Raw genomic sequence first — 18,312 nt, forward strand, 5'->3', positions numbered from 1 at the left:
CACGTCACCGCAAGCCCACCCGCTGGGACCGACTCCGTCTTCGGACGGTGCAGTGCCGGAGGAGGTGGATCTTGCGGATTTTCGGATGGTGAGCGGCCGCCCCCAAGAAGACTAGGGGCGGACACTCCGTGATCCATCCAGGAGCCTGCCGCAGTGACCGCTGCGGTGGGCTCCATCTGTGTCCGTAAGGTACCCGCGCGGCGTGCCGCATGCCACCAGTCGCCTGGGCTCACGCACCCCGCGCGCCCCCTTTCACAACCGATGCGCCGCCCCCATGGGTGCCGCCCCCCGTGTGTCCAGCAGTAGCTGGGCCTTCACCGACAGGCCCTGGAGGTCGTACGTGCGGTGCTGCTGGAGGAGGATGGTCAGGTCCGCGTCGGCCGCTGCCTCGTAGAGGGAGTCCGCGCGGGGGACGGGGTGATCGAGGACGCTCCAGGACGGGACGTAGGGGTCGTGGTAGCTGACCGTCGCGCCCAGTTCCCGCAGGCGCAGGGCGATCTCGCGGGCCGGGGTGCCCTGGAGATCGGCGAGATCGGGCTTGTAGGTGACACCGAGGAGGAGCACGCGGGCGCCCCGGGCCGACTTGCCGTGTTCGTTCAGGAGCGTGGCGGCGCGCTGGACGACGTAGCCCGGCATGCGGTTGTTGACCTCCTGGGCCAGTTCCACCATGCGCAGGCCGCGGCCGCCGCCGGCGGTCAGGTCCTGGGGGACGGAGTGGCCGCCGACACCGGGGCCCGGGCGGAAGGCCTGGAAACCGAACGGCTTGGTCTCCGCGCAGCGGATGACGTCCCACAGGTCGACGCCCAGGTCGTTGCAGAGGACGGCCATCTCGTTGACGAGGGCGATGTTCACGTGCCGGTAGTTGGTCTCCAGCAGCTGCACGGTCTCCGCTTCGCGGGGTCCACGCGCGCGTACCACCTTGTCGGTCAGCCGCCCGTGGAACGCGGCGGCCGACTCGGTGCAGGCCGGGGTGAGGCCGCCGATGACCTTGGGCGTGGTCGCCGGCGTGACGTCCCGGTTGCCGGGGTCGACGCGGCTGGGGGAGTACGCCAGGTGGAAGTCGCGGCCCGCGCGCAGCCCGGAGCCCTCTTCGAGGAGCGGACGCAGGAATTCCTCCGTGGTCCCCGGGTACACAGGTGACTCCAGGATCACCGTGGTGTGCGGGCGCAGGTGGGCGGCCAGGGTACGGGCGGCCGCTTCGAGCTGGCTCAGGTCGAGCCCGCCGTCCGCGCCCCGCGGGGTCGGTGCGCAGATGACCGCGGTGCGCACCCTGCCGAGCTCGGCCGGGTCGGTGGTCGGCCGGAAGCCCCCCGAGAGCATCCGGCGCAGTTCGGCGGGACTGAGCGAGCCCGCCTCGGGGCCGGTCCGGTAGCCGAGGGTGGAGATGCCTGCGGCGACGGCGGCCTGGGCCAGGGGCAGGCCGTACGCGCCGAGTCCGATGACGGCGAGATCTGCGGGCATGGCGTGGCCGTCCTTCCCGATAGCCGAAGTGGGACAGGTGCGCAAGCCCTGTGGACAGGACGGGCGAGCGCAATGTCAGACTAGGAGTAAATATGACCGATATGCGGGATTGCCCGGCCGAGTTTCGGTGAGTGTTCCGTGAGCGTTGTCCACAGGCTGGGGGTCCGTGGTGGCTGAAGTCGGGCAACGCGGTCAGAATCTGGGCAGGGGGATACGGACGGGGTCTCACCCGACGGGTGCGGCCCGCGCGACCGATGAGCGGGAGGCAGCGGTGAGGACAGCGACACTCGGACCGGCGCAGCGCGCCGAGTCACTCGCATCGATGGCCGAGCGCGAGCTGGACGTGCTGGTCGTGGGTGCAGGCGTGGTCGGTGCGGGCACCGCGCTCGACGCCGTGACTCGGGGCCTGTCCACAGGTCTGGTCGAGGCGCGTGACTGGGCGTCCGGCACCTCCAGCCGGTCCAGCAAGCTCATCCATGGCGGCCTGCGCTATCTGGAGATGCTCGACTTCGCGCTCGTCCGCGAGGCCCTGAAGGAGCGCGGCCTGCTGCTGGAGCGGCTCGCCCCGCACCTGGTGAAGCCCGTGCCGTTCCTGTACCCGTTGCAGCACAAGGGCTGGGAGCGGCTGTACGCCGGTTCGGGCGTCGCCATGTACGACGCCATGTCCATGGCCCGCGGTCACGGCCGGGGCCTGCCGATGCACCGCCACCTGACGCGCTCCCACGCCCTGCGCGTGGCCCCCTGCCTGAAGAAGGACGCCCTGGTCGGGGCGTTGCAGTACTACGACGCGCAGATGGACGACGCCCGGTACGTGACGAACCTGGTGCGCACGGCGGTGGCGTACGGCGCGAAGGCCGCCAACCGGGCGCGGGTGACGGGCTTCCTGCGCGAGGGCGAGCGGGTCGTCGGTGCCCGGGTGCAGGACGTCGAGGCGGGCGGCGAGTACGAGATCCGCGCCAAGCAGGTCGTCAACGCGACCGGCGTGTGGACGGACGACACCCAGGCGATGGTCGGGGAGCGCGGCCAGTTCCACGTCCGCGCCTCCAAGGGCATCCACCTGGTCGTGCCGCGCGACCGCATCCACTCCACGACCGGGCTGATCCTGCGCACGGAGAAGTCCGTGCTGTTCGTCATCCCCTGGGGCCGGCACTGGATCGTCGGCACCACGGACACCGACTGGGACCTCGACAAGGCCCACCCGGCCGCGTCCAGCGCGGACATCGACTACCTGCTGCAACATGTGAACTCGGTGCTGGCGGTGCCACTCACCAGGGACGACGTCCAGGGCGTGTACGCGGGCCTGAGGCCGCTGCTCGCGGGCGAGTCCGACGCGACCAGCAAGCTGTCCCGCGAGCACACCGTCGCGCATCCGGTGCCCGGGCTGGTCGTCGTGGCGGGCGGCAAGTACACGACGTACCGGGTCATGGCCAAGGACGCGGTGGACGCGGCGGTGCACGGGCTCGACATGCGCGTCGCCGAGTGCGTCACCGAGGACGTGCCGCTGCTGGGCGCCGAGGGCTACCGGGCACTGTGGAACGCGCGGGCGCGGATCGCCGCCCGGACCGGGCTCCACGTGGTGCGGGTCGAGCACCTGCTGAACCGCTACGGGGCGATGACCGAGGAGCTTCTCGAGCTCATCGCCGAGGACCCGTCGCTGGGCGAGCCCTTGGCGGCGGCCGACGACTATCTGCGCGCCGAGATCGTGTACGCGGCCTCCCACGAGGGGGCGCGGCATCTGGACGACGCGCTGACCCGGCGGACGCGCATCTCGATCGAGACCTTCGACCGGGGCGCCCGCAGCGCACGCGACGCCGCGCAGCTGATGGCGCCGGTGCTCGGCTGGGACAAGGACCAGATCGAGCGCGAGGTCGAGCACTACCAGAAGCGGGTGGAGGCCGAGCGGGAGTCGCAGCGGCAGCCGGACGACCTGACGGCGGACGCGGCGCGACTGGGGGCGCCGGACATCGTGCCGTTGTAGATCGGCAGTGGCGGGCTGTGGCGGGCAGTGGCGGGTTATGGCTCGGCAGGGTTTGACGGGCCCTGCCGGGTCCCGCCGGTTCTGCTGGGTCGCGGGTTCTGCCGGGTCCCGGGTTCTGCTGGGTCGCGGGTTCTGCCGGGTCCCGGGTTCTGCCGGACGTCACTCGAATGGGTGTCGGGCAGCGGGATCTTCGTTCGGGGGCGGGTCGTTCTACGAGGTGCGGGGGCAGAACTCGGCCGCGAGCATCGCGGGTTCGAGGCCGGGATCTGCGATCGCGTCCGTGTTCACGCGGAAGGTGAGGACCCGACGGCCGTCGACGGTGGCCGCGGTGCGCACGTAGCTGCCGGATATGTGCCCGTTGTGCCCCCACACCCGCATGCCGCACGGAAGTTTCTCGGCAAACAGCCCCATGCCGTACGCGCCGTGTGCGGCACGGGTGTCGAGCATCTCGCGCAGCCAGTGCGGGGGCAGCAGCCGGCCGCCGAGCAGGGCCGCGTAGAAGCGGTCCAGGTCGGCGAGCGTGGACACCAACTCGCCCGCGGCTCCGGCCACCCGCGGGTCGAGTGCGGTGACGTCGGTTCCGTCGGCGGTGTAGGCGCGGCCGTGGGGTGAGGGCAGCGTGGACCGGGATCCGGGGAAGGAGGTGCCTGTCAGACGCAGGGGAGTGATGATGCGGCGCTCGGCCTCCGTGGCGTACGAGTGGCCGGTGACCTGCTCGATGACCAGGCCGAGCAGGACGTAGTTGGTGTTCGAGTAGGAGAAGTGGCCGCGTTCGGCCGGGGGGTGGGTGAGAGCGATGTTCAGGGCCTGACGGGGTGTGACGGGGGCGGTTCCGTCGGTGTCCGTGGTGAAGTCGGGCAGGCCGCTGGTGTGGGTGAGCAGGGAGCGCAGGGTCAGCGCGCGGCCGTCGTTGCCCGCTCCTCGCACCAGGCCCGGCAGGTGCTGCTCCACCGTGTCGGACAGCGACAGCCGGTGCTCGGCGGCCAGTTGCAGCACGACCGTCGCGATGAACGTCTTCGTGATGCTGCCGGCGCGGAAGTGGTCAGACCGGGCGATTCCCGGCCCGTCGGCGGCATAGCGGGTGGTGGTGCCCTCCTGGGCGAGCAGGGCCGCGGCCGGGGCCCTGCCCTGCGTCACCAGCAGCGGCAGCACCGCGTCGACCGGCGGCATCGAGAGGGCCGACGAGTCGGCCGGGGGCAGGGCGAGGACCGCGGCGGCCGCGGGCAGCGCCAGCAATGTCCGAAACGGCGGCATGAGGACTCCTCCCTGGTCAGGGCCCATCATGCAAGTCCGCGCGGCCCGTGCCGCGCCCGGGTGCCCGGGGGTCGGGGCCGCGGGGGCACGCCAGGGGGCCCCTGGGCGCCGGGCACTTGTCGGGTGAGAGACAATGGAGGCTCTGTCAGGGCGGGTTGTATGAGGGGACGCATGTCGGAGGCGGAGCGGGCGGGCACATCTCGTCAGGACACTCGTCAGGACACCAGGGAGCGTCTCCTCGCGGGGCGTTACCGGCTGGGCAAGGTGCTCGGCCGCGGGGGCATGGGCACGGTGTGGCGCGCCGAGGACGAGACGCTGGGGCGGACGGTCGCCGTCAAGGAGCTGCGGTTCCCGACGAACATCGACCATGAGGAGAAGCGGCGGCTGATCACGCGGACGCTGCGCGAGGCCAAGGCCATCGCGCGGATCCGCAACAACAGCGCCGTGACGGTCTTCGACGTCGTCCAGGAGGACGACCGGCCCTGGATCGTGATGGAACTCGTCGAGGGCAAGTCGCTCGCCGAGGTCATCCGGGAGGACGGCCTGCTCGAGCCCAAGCGTGCCGCCGAGGTCGGGCTCGCCGTCCTCGACGTGCTGCGGTCCGCCCACCGCGAGGGCATCCTGCACCGTGACGTGAAGCCGTCGAACGTCCTGATCTCCGACGACGGCCGGGTCGTGCTCACCGACTTCGGCATCGCCCAGGTCGAGGGTGACCCGTCCATCACCTCGACCGGCATGCTCGTCGGCGCGCCCTCCTACATCTCCCCGGAGCGGGCGCGCGGGCACAAGCCGGGTCCGGCGGCCGACCTGTGGTCCCTCGGCGGGCTGCTGTACGCGGCGGTGGAAGGCACGCCGCCGTACGACAAGGGGTCGGCCATAGCGACTCTCACGGCGGTGATGACCGAGCCGCTGGAGGAGCCGAAGAACGCGGGTCCCCTGAAGGACGTCATCCACGGGCTGCTCACCAAGGACCCCGCACAGCGGCTCGACGACGCGGGTGCCCGGGCGATGCTGAACTCGGTTCTGCGCGGGCCCGAGACTCCCGAGCCGGAGCCCGTGGACGCCACGAAGGTCGTGCCGCTGCCGGCGCAGCCCGACAGGTCCTCGCGCAAGGGGGGTTCGTCGGGTTCCGGCGGCAAGCGGGGCGAGGAGGCCGGGGAGCGGTTGCGTGGGGCGCTGCGTTCCGTGCGCAAGGCCGCCTCGGGATCGGCTGCCGGGGGAGCCGCCGCCGCATCGGCCAAGTCCGGTGCCGCCGAGGCCTCTTCCGGGTCGGCCGGCACGGCCTCCTCCGCTCCGGACAGCGGTGCGGGCCGGAGCGGGACCGCGGGTGCGTCGCCGGCGAAGCCGGGCTCGGGGGCCGGCGCGGCCGCCGGTGAGCGTGGTGCGCCGGAGACGAAGGAGGCCTCCGGGGGGCGGAGTTCGGGATGGCCCGTGGTGCCGCCGCCGGACCTGCCGCCGAGGCCCGTGCCCCGGGCACCGCTCACCGACGTGGTGCCGCGGCGGACCCTGATGATCATCGCGGTGGTCGTGGTGCTCGCGGTGATCGGCACCGTGCTCGCCATCGTGCTCAGCGGTGACGACACGGGCTCGAAGGGCGCCTCCGGCGAAGGCGGCGGGAAGACCGTCGCCACGGCGTCGGACGGCGCCGACACCAAGGGCGACAAGAGCGACGGCACGCCCTCCGGCGGCGCCGAGACGGAGGCCACGCCGTCCGGGCCCGCCTCGAACACCACACCCACCGGCCAGTCGGGCGATTCCTCGGACGAGGGCGGATCCGGCGGCGGGAAGGGCACCGCGGCGGAGTCGACTCACCAGGGGAAGCAGGGGTACTCGATCGGCCTGCCCAAGGGCTGGAAGTACCAGTCCACGGCCGCGGCGGGCGACCGTTTCACCGGGCCCGACGGGCAGAAGCTGCTCGTCGCCTGGACGTCCACGCCCAAGGGCGACCCGGTGGCGGACTGGAAGAACCAGGAGCGCTACATGGTGCGGGCGCAGTACAAGAAGATCCGTATAGAGAAGGTGGACTACCGCGGCTGGAACACCGCCGACTGGGAGTTCACCTACACGGACGGCGGCACCAAGTACCGCACCATCGACCGGGGTTTCGTGGTCGACGGCAAGTACGGGTACGCGCTGATGTACACGGCCAAGGCGGCAGGCTGGGGCGGCGACTCGCGCAAGGAGACGTGGCGGACTCTCACGCAGACCTTCGAACCCAAGTCCTGAGCATGGGGCCCTCCGGGATTGGGGAGTGAGATCTGGCATCCCCCCATTGCGGGTTGCCTGCGGCACGTATCGTAAATGTTTGCGGACCGTGCGCAGCCGAAACGGACCGCGGGGCGAACGGATGTGACCGACCGGGCTGCCGGGGGAGGCAACGTGGACGACTACGCGGGTCGGGTGCTGGCCGACCGCTACCGCCTGCCACTGCCGCCGTCCGACGAGTACGAACTCACCGAGACCCGGGCTTTCGACACCTACAGCGGACAGGAAGTCCTGGTCCGGCAGGTGCCGTTGCCCGAGGTGGTCGAGGCCGAGGTCCTCGACGCGGAGGGGTTGCCCGACGGCTTCACGGCACGTGACGGTGGTACCCGGCGGTCCGGCACCCGGGCGGGCGCGGGCACCCGGCGGCCCGCGGATCCGGTGGTGCGACGTGCGGTGGAGGCGGCGCAGGCCGCCGCGGCGATTCCCGACCACCCCCGACTCGACCAGGTCTTCGACGTGTTCGCCGAGGGCGGTTCGCTGTGGATCGTCAGCGAGTCGGTGGCCGCGCGCCCGCTGGCCGCGCTGCTCGCCGAGAAGCCGCTGACGCCGTACCGGGCCGCCGAGGTGGCCTCCGACGTCCTGATGGCCCTGCGAGTGCTGCATGCGCACGGCTGGGTGCACCGGAACATCACCGCGCGGACGGTGCTCGTCTGCGACGACGGCCGGGTGATGCTGACCGGGCTGGCCGTGGGCGCGGCCGAAGAGGCGCTGTGCGGGTACGACCCGGTGCCCGAACCGCCCTTCGAGGAGTCAGGGCAGGAGTCCGGGCAGGAGCCGGGGTCGCGGGGCGGCGGTGCCGGGCGGGCCCGTGGCGTCAGCGGTCCGGGCGGCTCCGGTCCGGGCGGTTCCGGGCCGGGCGGGGGCATCGGCGGCGCGGGTGATCCCGAGGCGGCCCGGCGCGCGGCCATAGAGGCCCGGGAGGCCAGGGGACTGCCCTCGACCGGGGGCGAGAGCGCGAGCGGCGGTTCGGTCGTACCGGTGCGTGGGCCGGTGGAGGGCGGCGGGGACCCGCGGGCGGCGCGTGCGGGAGCGATCGCGGCCTACCGGGCCGGTGCCCGGGCCGCCGCACGGGTGCAGGAGGCACAGCAGGGCGGGCGGGCGGCACTGCCCGGAGCCCGCACCGACCCGGACGCGGAGGGCGCGCCCCACGCCGACGGTTCGGCGCAGTCGCCGTACATCCCCGGGCAGGGCACCGCCCCCGGGGCCGTGCCGCCCGGGCGGATCGCCGACCCCTACGGCGTGGGCGGCCATCCACGGACGACGGCCTGGCACGGTGCGGCGCCCCGCGGCACGACCGGCGGGGCGACGGCGGCGCAGGGCCGCGAGCAGGCGGCGCTCCCCCCGGCCCCGGACACCGCGGCCCACGGCGAGCCCACCCGGTGGGACGACCTGGTCGCCGACACCCCCGCACCCCGGCGCGGTCCGGCCACGGCGCTGGCCGCCGAGCGGGCGCGGCAGGCGCGGATGGCCGTGGTCGGCCCGGTGACCGAGCGCTGGGCGCCGGAGCAGGCCGGACCCGTGCACGAGAACTGGCAGTTGGCCGCGCCCATCGGCCCCGCGACCGACCTGTGGGCGCTCGGCGCGCTGCTCTTCAGGGCCGTGCAGGGTCATGCGCCCTACCCGGAGGAGTCGACGGCCGAGCTGGTGCAGATGGTGTGCGCCGAGCCGCCCGCGTACGCCGAGGAGTGCGGGCCGCTGCGGCCGGTCGTGGAGTCGCTGCTGCGTCAGGACCCGACCGAGCGCCTCGACTTCGAGGAGGTGCGCGGCTGGCTGCGCTCGCTGGTGCGCTCGGCGCCCGAGCCGGAGGCCGGGATGCACGTGGTCGCCGCGCCGCCCGTCGACGCCCGGCGGCTGCCCGTCGTACGGCGCCGGGGTGAGCTCGTGCGCCGGCGGAAGGCCGGGCTGCCCGCGCACCACGGGCGGCACAAGCGGGCCAAGCAGGAGTCCGGTTCGCCGCGCCGCCTGGGCCGCACCCTGCTCATGCTGGTCCTGCTCGCGATGGCCGCGGCGATCGCCTACGCCATGCTCTTCATGCCCAAGGCGAAGAACGAGGGCGCGGACGGAGCCGACCGCACCGGAGCCGCCGGTGACGTCAGTCAGGCGCCTGAGCCGGACGCCAGCAGCGAGCCCCGGCCCGACCAGACCTCGCCCGGGCCGGAGAAGAGCCCGTCGTCGTCGGCCGGCGGCACCGAGACCCAGACCACCGGCCCGGACGTCGCCGACGGCTTCACCCTGCGCAAGGACTCGGCGGGCTTCCAGGTCGCCGTCGCCAAGGGCTGGGACCGCACTCCACGCAACGGCAGCGGTCAGGTCGTCTACTCCAAGGGCGACTTCGAGCTCATCGTCGTGGCGGGCCGGGACAGCGCGTCGTCGTACGGCAGCGATCCGATGGACTACCAGCGGGAGAGGGAGCGCGAGTTGCAGCCGTACCGCGACTCCAGCTGGGCCACCTCCACCGGGCTGAAAACGATCGAGGTGGGCGGACGGACCATGGCCGAGGGGCAGTTCACCTGGACCGGCGGCGACGGGGGCGAGCTGTACGTGCGCAACCTGGCGATGCTGGTCGAGGGGCGCTACCACGTGGTCCAGGTGCGCGGCCCGGAATCCGAACGGGACGAGGTGACGCGGCTGTACGAGCAGGCGGCGGCGACGTACAAGGCCACGCGATGAGCGACCGGCGCGCCGCCTGTACGCCGCAGTTCACACTCTGGTTGCCTCACGTCCCGGCAGGCGACAACCGTCACAGTGCGGTCACCGTGGCACCCCGCTTGTTCCCTGGGTGAGGGCGGGTCCTTACGCTGACCCTGTCAAGACCAATTGCGGGGCAACGTGAATCAGATGCAGGGCCTGCTCGTCGCGGGCCGCTACCGGCTGGCCGAATCCATCGGAAGTGGCGGCATGGGCCGGGTCTGGCGTGCCCATGACGAGGTGCTGCACCGATCCGTCGCCATCAAGGAGTTGACGGCCGCCCTCTACGTCTCGGAGAGCGAGCAGGCGATCCTGCTGGCGCGCACCCGGGCGGAGGCCAGGGCGGCGGCGCGCATCAACCACTCCGCGGTCGTCACGGTGCACGACGTGCTGGAGCACGACGGCCGGCCGTGGATCGTGATGGAGCTGGTCGAGGGCCGCTCCCTGGCCGACGCGGTCAAGGAGGAGGGGCGCGTCGAGCCGCGCGAGGCGGCGCGCATCGGCCTCTGGGTGCTGCGGGCCCTGCGTGCCGCGCACACCGCCGGCGTCCTGCACCGCGACATCAAGCCGGGCAACGTCCTCCTCGCACGCGACGGACGCGTCCTGCTCACGGACTTCGGCATCGCCCAGATCGAGGGCGACACGACCATCACGCGCACCGGAGAGGTCGTCGGGTCGGTCGACTACCTGGCGCCCGAGCGCGTACGCGGCCACGACCCGGGCCCGTCCTCCGACCTGTGGGCCCTGGGCGCGACGCTCTACACGGCGGTGGAGGGCCGGTCGCCGTTCCGCCGCACCACACCGCTGACCACCATGCAGGCCGTCGTGGAGGAGGAGGCCGCCGAGCTCCAGCACGCCGGTCCGCTCACGCCCGTCATCATCTCCCTGCTGCGCAAGGACCCGAACACCCGGCCCGACGCGTCCGAGGCGGAGCAGATGCTCGCCGAGGCGGCGGAGGGGCGGCGGCCGAACGGGGCGCAGGCGTACGTGCCCACGCAGTACGGCGGGGCGACGCCGTACCGGGACTCCCGCAGTGGCGCGGGGACGGCCGCCACCGGCACCTCCGGCACCGGCTCCGTCGGCACCGGCTCGGGTTCGCACACCCGGACACCGCTCCCGCCGCTGGCCGGCACCCCGGCCACCGGGACGTCCACGGCCGGCACTCCGCCGTACGGCCCCACCGGCCCCACCACGATCGGCCCGGCGGCGACGGGCCCGCAGCCGGCCGGTACGGGCAGGCGCCGCAGGCTGCGCATCCTCGCCCTGGTCGTCGCGCTCGCGGCCATCATCGGCGGGGGCACGGCCGTGGTGCTCCAGCAGTGGAACGAGAGCCGGCAGGGCGGATCCGGTTCGTCGGCCTCGACGACGGAGGAGCCGGGGGGATCGGTTCCGGACAGCTGGATACGCTACGACGACCCCGCCGGGTTCAGCCTCCACCTGCCGAAGGGCTGGAAGCGCACGCCCTTCGGCCCGCAGGGCGAGCTCAAGCAGATCGACTACTCGCCGGACGGCGGACGGCACTTCGTCCGGATCGCCGTCGACACATCACCGGACTTCTCCGACGCCAAGTCCCACCAGGAGGATCTGGAGCAGCAGGTCCAGAGACTGGTCGGCTACAAGCGGGTGACCATGGAGGAGAACATCTACCGGGACCGCAAGGGCTCGCTGTGGGAGTACACCTGGACGGCGCTGGCCAAGGACCCGCCCTACGTCGCCGGGCCGCGCCACGCCATCGAGGAGACGTACTTCTCGCGGGACGGTGTCGAGTACGCGATCTACATGTCCACACCGCAGAAGGACTGGGCGAAGACCAGCGAGCAGTTCAAGTGGGTGCTGCAGGGCTGGCGGGAGAAGACCTCCTGAGCCGGGGCCACTTCTGACGAAGGCCGGCGGGGCTGTCTGTTTCGGCCACCCGCACCTCGCCGCCCCGGAGCGCTTCCGTCCGGTGGGGCATGATGGCCGCATGGGGACCGAGGGGCACAGCAGGCGTGTCATCGCGGGCCGTTACCGGTTCGAGGAGAGGCTCGGGCGCGGTGGCATGAGTGTGGTCTGGCGGGCCACCGACCAGTTGCTCGGCCGGAGCGTGGCGGTCAAGGAGCTCCCCTACGACCCGACACTCTCCGCGGCGCAGGCCCGCCGGCAGCGGGACCGTACGCTGCGCGAGGCCCGGGCCGTCGCCCAGCTGAGCCACCCGCACATCATCGTCGTCCACGACGTCGTCGAGGACGACGAACGTCCCTACATCGTCATGGAGTTGATCGAGGGCGGCTCGCTCGCCGACCGGCTCGCCCACCGGGGTCCCGTCGACGCCGCCGAAGCGGCCCGTATCGGCATCGCCCTGCTCGGTGCGCTGGGCGCCGCGCACGCGGCCGGGGTGCTGCACCGCGATCTCAAGCCGGACAACGTGCTGCTGGAGGCGGGCACCGACCGGGTCGTCCTCACCGACTTCGGCATCGCCCAGGTCGCGGGCACCCCCACGCTCACCGAGAACGGGTCCTTCGTCGGCTCGCCCGAGTACACGGCGCCCGAGCGGATGTCCGGGTCCAGGACCGGGCCCGAGTCCGACCTGTGGTCGCTGGGCGCGCTGCTGTGCGCGGCCCTCAGTGGGGAGTCGCCGTTCCACCGCGACTCGCTGGGCGGCATCCTGCACGCGGTCGTGGTGGGCGACATCCAGCCGCCCACGCAGGTCGGGCCGCTCCTGCCCGTCGTACGCGGCCTGCTGGAGCGCGATCCGGACCGGCGGCTGGACGCGGACCGGGCGGAACGGATGCTCCGGGCCTTCCGCGACACGGGCCGCACACCCATGTCGCCGCCGCCCGACTACGCGCCGACGGTGGGGGACGTGCCGCGGCGAAGGCCGCTGGATCCCATCGTCCGGCAACCGTCGGGGCCGCCGGTCGAGCTGTCCGGCCCGGGTCGACCGGAGGAACCCTTCCTCCGGCAGCCCGCCCGGCGTGTGCTCATCGCGGCGCTGCTGGTCGCGGCGATGGCGGGAGCGGGGGTGTCCGCGGCAGCCCTGCTCGCGGGGGAGGGCGATGGGGACGGCGGCCCCACACCGACGAGTTCCGCACCGACGCCGCCGAAGACGCCGACGCCGCCGAAGACGCCGAAGGCACCGACGACCCGACCGGCCTCCCCGACAGCACCCGCGGCCACCCCGTGACGACGCCCGCGGCCACCCCGTGACGACGGCGGAGCCCGCACCGCCACGGCACCCGCGCCCGCACCGCCACGGCGCCCGCGGCCACCCCCTGACAGTGCCCGCGCCCACCCCGGGACGGCGGTCGAGTCCCGCACCGCACCGCGACAAAGAGGGCGATAAGCCCCCCTCGACGTCACGGGTCGGTGACCGGCTCGCGTCCTTTGTGGATTCGCGGGCGGTTGGCGCGATATGGATGAACCCATGAGCAACAACGGGGGAGCCCGATCCGGGGCCGACGAGCCAACGAGTTTTGTACTGCAACCGCCGAACCAGCAGACGCCGGTGCCGGGCAATCCCTACGCCACGCCGGCCGCGTCACCCACCCAGGTCGTGCCGCCCCAGGCGGCCCAGATGCCCGATGACCCCGGTGCGGGGCGCCTCATCGCCGGACGCTACCGGCTGCTGGCCAAGCTCGGGCACGGCGGCATGGGTACGGTGTGGCGCGCCAAGGACGAGACGGTGGACCGCGAGGTCGCCGTCAAGGAACCCCGCGTCCCCGAGCATCTTCCCGAACGCGAACGCTCCAACGTCTTCGAGCGGATGCGCCGCGAGGCCCGGGCGGCGGCCCGGCTCGACCACCCGGCGGTGGTCGACGTGCACGACGTCGCCGTCGTGGAGGACCAGCCCTGGATCGTGATGGAGCTGGTGCGGGGCCGCTCACTGGGTGACGCGCTCCAAGAGGGCACCCTGTCCGCGCGTGAGGCCGCCCGGATCGGACTTGAGGTGCTGGGCGCGCTGGAGGCCGCGCACGCGGCGGGCATCCTGCACCGCGACGTGAAACCGGACAACGTGCTGCTCGGCCGGCACGACCGGGTCGTCCTCACGGACTTCGGGATCGCCCAGATCGAGGGCGAGACCAACCTGACCGACACCGGCGGCTTCGTCGGCTCGCCCGAGTACATCGCACCCGAGCGCGTGCTGGGGCAGCGCCCGGGGCCCGCCAGCGATTTGTGGTCCCTCGGTGTGGTGCTCTACGCGGCGACGGAGGGCGTCTCCCCGTTCCGCCGGAGCAACACCCCCGCCACACTCCAGTCCGTCCTCAACGCCACGCCCGCGCCGCCCGCTTCGGCCCAGGGCCCGCTCGCCGAGGCCATCAACGGCCTGCTGCACAAGGACCCGGCCCGCCGCCCGAACGCCGCGCGGGTGCGGGCCCTGCTGGAGGCGGCCGCGAATCCGCCCGCCGCCCAGCCCACGCAGGCCGTGCGGGTCATGGGCCCGGGCGAGGGCGGCCGGGGAGTCCGGCTCGGCCGGAAGGCCTGGATCGGACTGGGCGCCGCGGTCGTCGCGGCGGCGGTGACGGCGTACCTGGTGATCGCGGACCCGTTCGCCGGGCCGCTGCCCGAGGGCTGGGAGGTCAAGCAGGAGAAGGACCTCGCCGCGTCGCTCGCCGTCCCCGCCGACTACCAGCGAACGGTGCCCGACCGGAAGTCCGACCCGAGCCACGTGGTCACGTACACCGACTGGAGCGGCAGCATCTGGATCGGCCTGAGGCTGGAGAAGAAGGCCGAGGACACCGGCGGCAACATCGCGGGTTCCGCGGCCGCCGAGATGTACGACGACGACACCCTGTTCAAGGAGAGCGGCAGCTACGAGCTCGACATGGACGAGGGGCCGAAGAAGTCGGACCCCAGGGTGACCACCTACCGGGACAAGAAGGCCGCCCGGAACACCGTCCCCTTCAAGACCGACGACAGCGAGAACCCCCGCCCCCGGGAACTCCAGATCCTCTACTACCGGACCCCCGGCGGCGACATGTACAAGCTCACCATCAGCTACCCGGGCAAGGGCGACTTCGTCGAGCGCGGACGCGAGGTGGCGAGCGCGGCCATCGCGAACCTGGACATCGACAAGACCTGATCCCGGTCCGTCCAACTGCCGTGAAAACGACCCGCGTCGACAATCAGGCGCCGCGCGGGGTACTGATGGGGCATGAGTAACGACGGGGGCGGGACGGACGACGCCCGGGACCGGCTGGTCGGCGGGCGCTACCGGCTGATCGAGCGCATCGGCTCAGGCGGCACCGGCACCGTCTGGCGGGCCCACGACGACCTCGCACAGCGTGAAGTCGCGATCAGACAGCCCCGGTTGCCGGGCGGCCCGGACGACGAGGGCCACCGGCGGGCGGCCCACCGCCTTCACCGTGAGGCCCGGGCCGCGGCCCGTGTCGACCATCCCGCGGCCGTCACCATCCACGACGTGGTCGTCGAGGCGGAGCAGCGGGACGAACGACCCGGTCCCATAGGCCCCGACGAACTCGACGCGGCCGAGGCGCTCGACGGGCTGCCGTGGATCGTCATGGAGTTGGTGCCCGGGGAGTCCCTGCGTGAGGCGCTCCGGCGCGGGCCGGTCGACGTGCGCGAAACCGCCCGGATCGGTCTCGCCGTGCTCGGTGCCCTGCGCGCCGCGCACTCCGTCGGCATCGTGCACCGGGACGTGAAGCCCGCCCATGTGCTGCTCGGCCCGCACGAGCGGGTCGTCGTCACCGACTTCGGTATCGCCCACGTCCAGGGCGAGGGCTTCCTCACCGCGGGCGGGGAGTCCGCCGCGGACTCGCTGGAGTTCGTCGCCCCCGAGAGGGTGTCCGGCCGCATCGCGGGGCCCGCGTCCGACCTGTGGTCGCTGGGTGCCCTGCTGTACACGGCTGTCGAGGGCTCGTCCCCGTTCCTGCGGGCCACGCCGGACGCCACGCTCGCCGCGATCCTCGCCGCCGAGCCGCCCGAACCGACGCGGGCCGGCCCCCTCGGGCCGCTGATCGCACGACTGCTGGTGCCGGACCCCGAACAGCGGCCGGCCGCCGAGGAGGTCGCGAAGGACCTGGAGGCGGCGGCGGGTCCGGCACCGACACCGACACCGGCACAGGTACCGACACCCGCGTCGGCCGAGCGGTCGCAGCCGGCCGAACCCCTACGCACCCCCGACGCCCCGGTGCCCGCCGCCGTGCCCGCCGGTCAGCCCGACCCGGTGCCCGCCGCCGTGCCCTCCGCACAGCTCGACCCCGTGCCCGCCCCCGCGCCCTCCGGACCCCCCGCCTCCACCCCCGTGCCCGCCGCCCAGGACAGCCCCCCGCCCGCCCCCCGCCAAAGCCTCCTCCGCCCCGGCCCCCTCGCCCTCCTCTCCGCCTTGCTCGCCGGTGGCATAGGGGCCGTCACCCAACTCGCGGAGCCCAGCAGCGCGGAGAGCGCAGGGCAGACCGCCGACGTGGCCGACGCCTGGGTCCCGCACCCCGAGCCGGGCATGGCGGCCGTGCTCCACCTCCCGCCCCACTACCGCCCGCTCGGCCGGACCGGCAGCGCGACCGAACAGCCCCGCACAGCGCTCTACGGCGACGAGCGGACCGGCACGGTCCAGGTCCGTCTGCGCTCCTGGGACAGCGCCCCGGCCACCCCGATGGACGAGGCCAGGAAGGCGCACGGCACCCAGGGGGAAACGCGGTACACCCGCACCACCGTCCAGGGCCGGGAAGCCGCCCTCGCCGACACCACGTACCTCCGGGGCGAAACCCCGCGACGGGTCATGCGGCTGATCGCCCGCACCGGCGGCGACCGCATGTACGAACTGCGCGTCGACATGCCCAGGGGCACGCCGGAGGAGGCGGAAGGCACCTCGGTGTTCGAGGGGGCCCGGGCGCGGCTCGGCAGCGCCCCGGGATCGTAAAAGGCCGAATCACCTCAACCGGTCACCGCACAACGTCCTGATCAGCGCGTTTGTTGCCAGCAGTCACTGGCGTCGTGTGTGCACTCGGTGAAGCCGTATTACCGACGGGTACCCAAAGCCTGCGTCGCGGCATACCCTGCGCCTCATGACGGACGCGCAGGCCGCCGAGAAGACGGCAGAGACCGGCACGGCACAGACCGGCACGAACCCCCTCGCCCCCGCCCCGGAGGGCGCCCGCACCGCGGCGGACGTGGTCACGCCCGAGCTGGTCGCCCAGCTCACCAAGGGCGTCGCCGGCTCCGGACGGACCGCCAACCACACGCCGTTCACCGGTGAGAAGCTGGCCGACCTCCCCGAGTCGACGCCCGAGGACGTGGCGAAGGCCTTCGAAGCGGCCCGGGCCGCCCAGGCCGTGTGGGCGCAGACCCCCGTACGGCAGCGCGCCGCCGTCCTGCTCCGCTTCCACGACCTGGTGCTGGAGCGCCAGGCCGAGGTGCTCGACCTCATCCAGCTGGAGACCGGCAAGGCCCGGCTGCACGCCCACGAGGAGGTCCAGGCCGTCGCGGTCGCCGCCCGGCACTACGGCCGCAAGGCCCCCGCCTACCTCCGGCCCAAGCGGCACGCCGGCGCCATGCCGACCCTGACGAAGGTCACCGAGCTGCGCCACCCGCGCGGTGTCGTCGGCCAGATCGCCCCCTGGAACTACCCCCTGGAGCTGTCGGTCGGCGACGCGCTCCCGGCCTTCGTCGCGGGCAACGCCGTCGTCATGAAGCCGGACACGGAGACCTGCCTGACCGCACTGTGGGCCCGTGACCTGCTGATCGAGGCCGGTCTGCCCGCCGACGTCTTCCAGATCGTCCTCGGCGACGGCCCGGTCGTCGGCCCCGAGGTCGTCCGGCACGCCGACTACGTCTCCTTCACCGGCTCCACCCGCACCGGCCGGGAGGTCGCCCAGGGCGCCGCGGCCCGGCTGGTGGGCGTCTCCCTCGAACTCGGCGGCAAGAACGCCATGTTGGTCCTGGAGGACGCCGACATCGAGAAGGCCGCGGCCGGCGCCGTCCGTGCCTGCTTCTCCTCCGCCGGCCAGCTCTGCATCTCCATCGAGCGGCTCTACGTCCACGAGTCCGTCGCGGACGCCTTCCTGGAGCGCTTCGCCGCTCGCACGAAGGCCATGCGCCTCGGCACGTCCCTGGCGTACGGCGCCGACATGGGTTCCCTGGTCGGCGAGCGCCAGCTCGAGACGGTCACGCGGCACGTGGAGGAGGCCGTCGCCAAGGGCGCGAAGGTCGTCGCGGGCGGTGTCGCCCGCCCCGACATCGGCCCGTACTTCTTCGAGCCCACGATCCTCGACGGGGTCGCCACGGACATGTCCGTCTGCGGCGAGGAGACCTTCGGCCCGGTCGTCTCCGTCTACCGCTTCACGAGCGAGGACGAGGTGATCGAGCGCGCCAACGCGACGGCGTACGGCCTGAACTCCTCGGTCTGGACGCGCAACGGCCGCCGCGGCCAGGAGGTCGCCGCCCGCCTGCGCACCGGCACCGTCAACATCAACGAGGGCTACGCCCCCGCCTACGGCAGCGTCCAGTCCCCGATGGGCGGCATGAAGGACTCCGGCCTCGGCCGCCGCCACGGCTCCGAGGGCATCCTCAAGTACACCGAGGCCCAGACGGTCGCCCACCAGCGCGTACTCCCCATGGCCCCCTCACTGGGCATGGACGACGAGAAGTACGCCCAGTTCATGAGCAGGAGCCTGCGCCTGATGAAGGCGTTCCGGTTCCGGTAGACGACCCTCGCTTCAGCCACTCAAAGG

Annotated in this window: 10 protein-coding genes; 8 read left to right on the plus strand and 2 right to left on the minus strand. The window is 73.2% G+C overall.

Going from position 1 to position 18,312, the window contains the following annotated elements:
- Positions 1–252: 252 nt before the first annotated feature.
- Positions 253–1,461: a nucleotide sugar dehydrogenase gene (locus QOL88_RS24050; RefSeq protein WP_097219357.1), complete on the minus strand. Its 1,209-nt coding sequence runs from the start codon at positions 1,459–1,461 to the stop codon at positions 253–255.
- Between the two features lie 271 nt (positions 1,462–1,732).
- Between QOL88_RS24050 and QOL88_RS24055 the strand changes: the two genes are divergently transcribed.
- On the plus strand, positions 1,733–3,439 hold the full coding sequence (locus tag QOL88_RS24055; RefSeq protein ID WP_097219359.1) for a glycerol-3-phosphate dehydrogenase/oxidase: 1,707 nt from the start codon (positions 1,733–1,735) through the stop codon (positions 3,437–3,439).
- Positions 3,440–3,649: 210 nt separating this feature from the next.
- On the opposite strand, the gene QOL88_RS24060 is transcribed toward QOL88_RS24055, so the two are convergent.
- The gene (locus QOL88_RS24060) at positions 3,650–4,693 is read right to left on the minus strand and encodes a serine hydrolase domain-containing protein (RefSeq protein ID WP_097219363.1); all 1,044 of its coding nucleotides are present in this window, start codon (positions 4,691–4,693) and stop codon (positions 3,650–3,652) included.
- Positions 4,694–4,864: 171 nt separating this feature from the next.
- Here QOL88_RS24060 and QOL88_RS24065 point away from each other — a divergent pair, with 171 nt between their 5' ends.
- The 7 genes from QOL88_RS24065 to QOL88_RS24095 all read left to right on the plus strand — a co-directional run bounded on the left by QOL88_RS24065 (position 4,865) and on the right by QOL88_RS24095 (position 18,285).
- The gene (locus tag QOL88_RS24065; protein WP_097219365.1) at positions 4,865–6,919 is read left to right on the plus strand and encodes a serine/threonine-protein kinase; all 2,055 of its coding nucleotides are present in this window, start codon (positions 4,865–4,867) and stop codon (positions 6,917–6,919) included.
- A 153-nt stretch (positions 6,920–7,072) separates the two neighbouring features.
- Positions 7,073–9,628, plus strand: coding sequence for a serine/threonine kinase C-terminal domain-containing protein (locus QOL88_RS24070; protein ID WP_257027881.1), 2,556 nt, complete (start codon positions 7,073–7,075; stop codon positions 9,626–9,628).
- A gap of 168 nt (positions 9,629–9,796) precedes the next feature.
- Entirely contained in the window at positions 9,797–11,509 is a 1,713-nt protein-coding gene (locus QOL88_RS24075; protein WP_097219371.1) for a serine/threonine-protein kinase, read from the plus strand.
- A 100-nt stretch (positions 11,510–11,609) separates the two neighbouring features.
- Positions 11,610–12,809, plus strand: coding sequence for a serine/threonine-protein kinase (locus QOL88_RS24080; protein ID WP_097219373.1), 1,200 nt, complete (start codon positions 11,610–11,612; stop codon positions 12,807–12,809).
- 240 nt (positions 12,810–13,049) lie between these two features.
- Positions 13,050–14,705: a serine/threonine-protein kinase gene (locus QOL88_RS24085; RefSeq protein WP_097219376.1), complete on the plus strand. Its 1,656-nt coding sequence runs from the start codon at positions 13,050–13,052 to the stop codon at positions 14,703–14,705.
- A 72-nt stretch (positions 14,706–14,777) separates the two neighbouring features.
- Positions 14,778–16,502 (plus strand): serine/threonine-protein kinase, encoded by a 1,725-nt coding sequence (locus QOL88_RS24090; protein ID WP_097219378.1) that lies wholly within the window; start codon positions 14,778–14,780, stop codon positions 16,500–16,502.
- A 145-nt stretch (positions 16,503–16,647) separates the two neighbouring features.
- A complete protein-coding gene (locus QOL88_RS24095; protein WP_097219381.1) occupies positions 16,648–18,285 on the plus strand; it encodes a succinic semialdehyde dehydrogenase in 1,638 nt (545 codons plus the stop codon).
- Positions 18,286–18,312: the final 27 nt, after the last annotated feature.

Origin of the sequence: Streptomyces sp. Ag82_O1-12, assembly GCF_900182715.1 — a bacterium.
Lineage (GTDB): Bacteria > Actinomycetota > Actinomycetes > Streptomycetales > Streptomycetaceae > Streptomyces > Streptomyces massasporeus.

Bases quoted from the DNA above. Each gene is read 5' to 3' on its own strand.
- QOL88_RS24060 (WP_097219363.1), bottom strand. From the start codon at position 4,693: ATGCCGCCGTTTCGGACATTGCTGGCGCTGCCCGCGGCCGCCGCGGTC.
- QOL88_RS24085 (WP_097219376.1), top strand. From the start codon at position 13,050: ATGAGCAACAACGGGGGAGCCCGATCCGGGGCCGACGAGCCAACGAGT.
- QOL88_RS24080 (WP_097219373.1), top strand. From the start codon at position 11,610: ATGGGGACCGAGGGGCACAGCAGGCGTGTCATCGCGGGCCGTTACCGG.
- QOL88_RS24050 (WP_097219357.1), bottom strand. From the start codon at position 1,461: ATGCCCGCAGATCTCGCCGTCATCGGACTCGGCGCGTACGGCCTGCCC.
- QOL88_RS24095 (WP_097219381.1), top strand. From the start codon at position 16,648: ATGACGGACGCGCAGGCCGCCGAGAAGACGGCAGAGACCGGCACGGCA.
- QOL88_RS24065 (WP_097219365.1), top strand. From the start codon at position 4,865: ATGTCGGAGGCGGAGCGGGCGGGCACATCTCGTCAGGACACTCGTCAG.
- QOL88_RS24075 (WP_097219371.1), top strand. From the start codon at position 9,797: ATGCAGGGCCTGCTCGTCGCGGGCCGCTACCGGCTGGCCGAATCCATC.
- QOL88_RS24090 (WP_097219378.1), top strand. From the start codon at position 14,778: ATGAGTAACGACGGGGGCGGGACGGACGACGCCCGGGACCGGCTGGTC.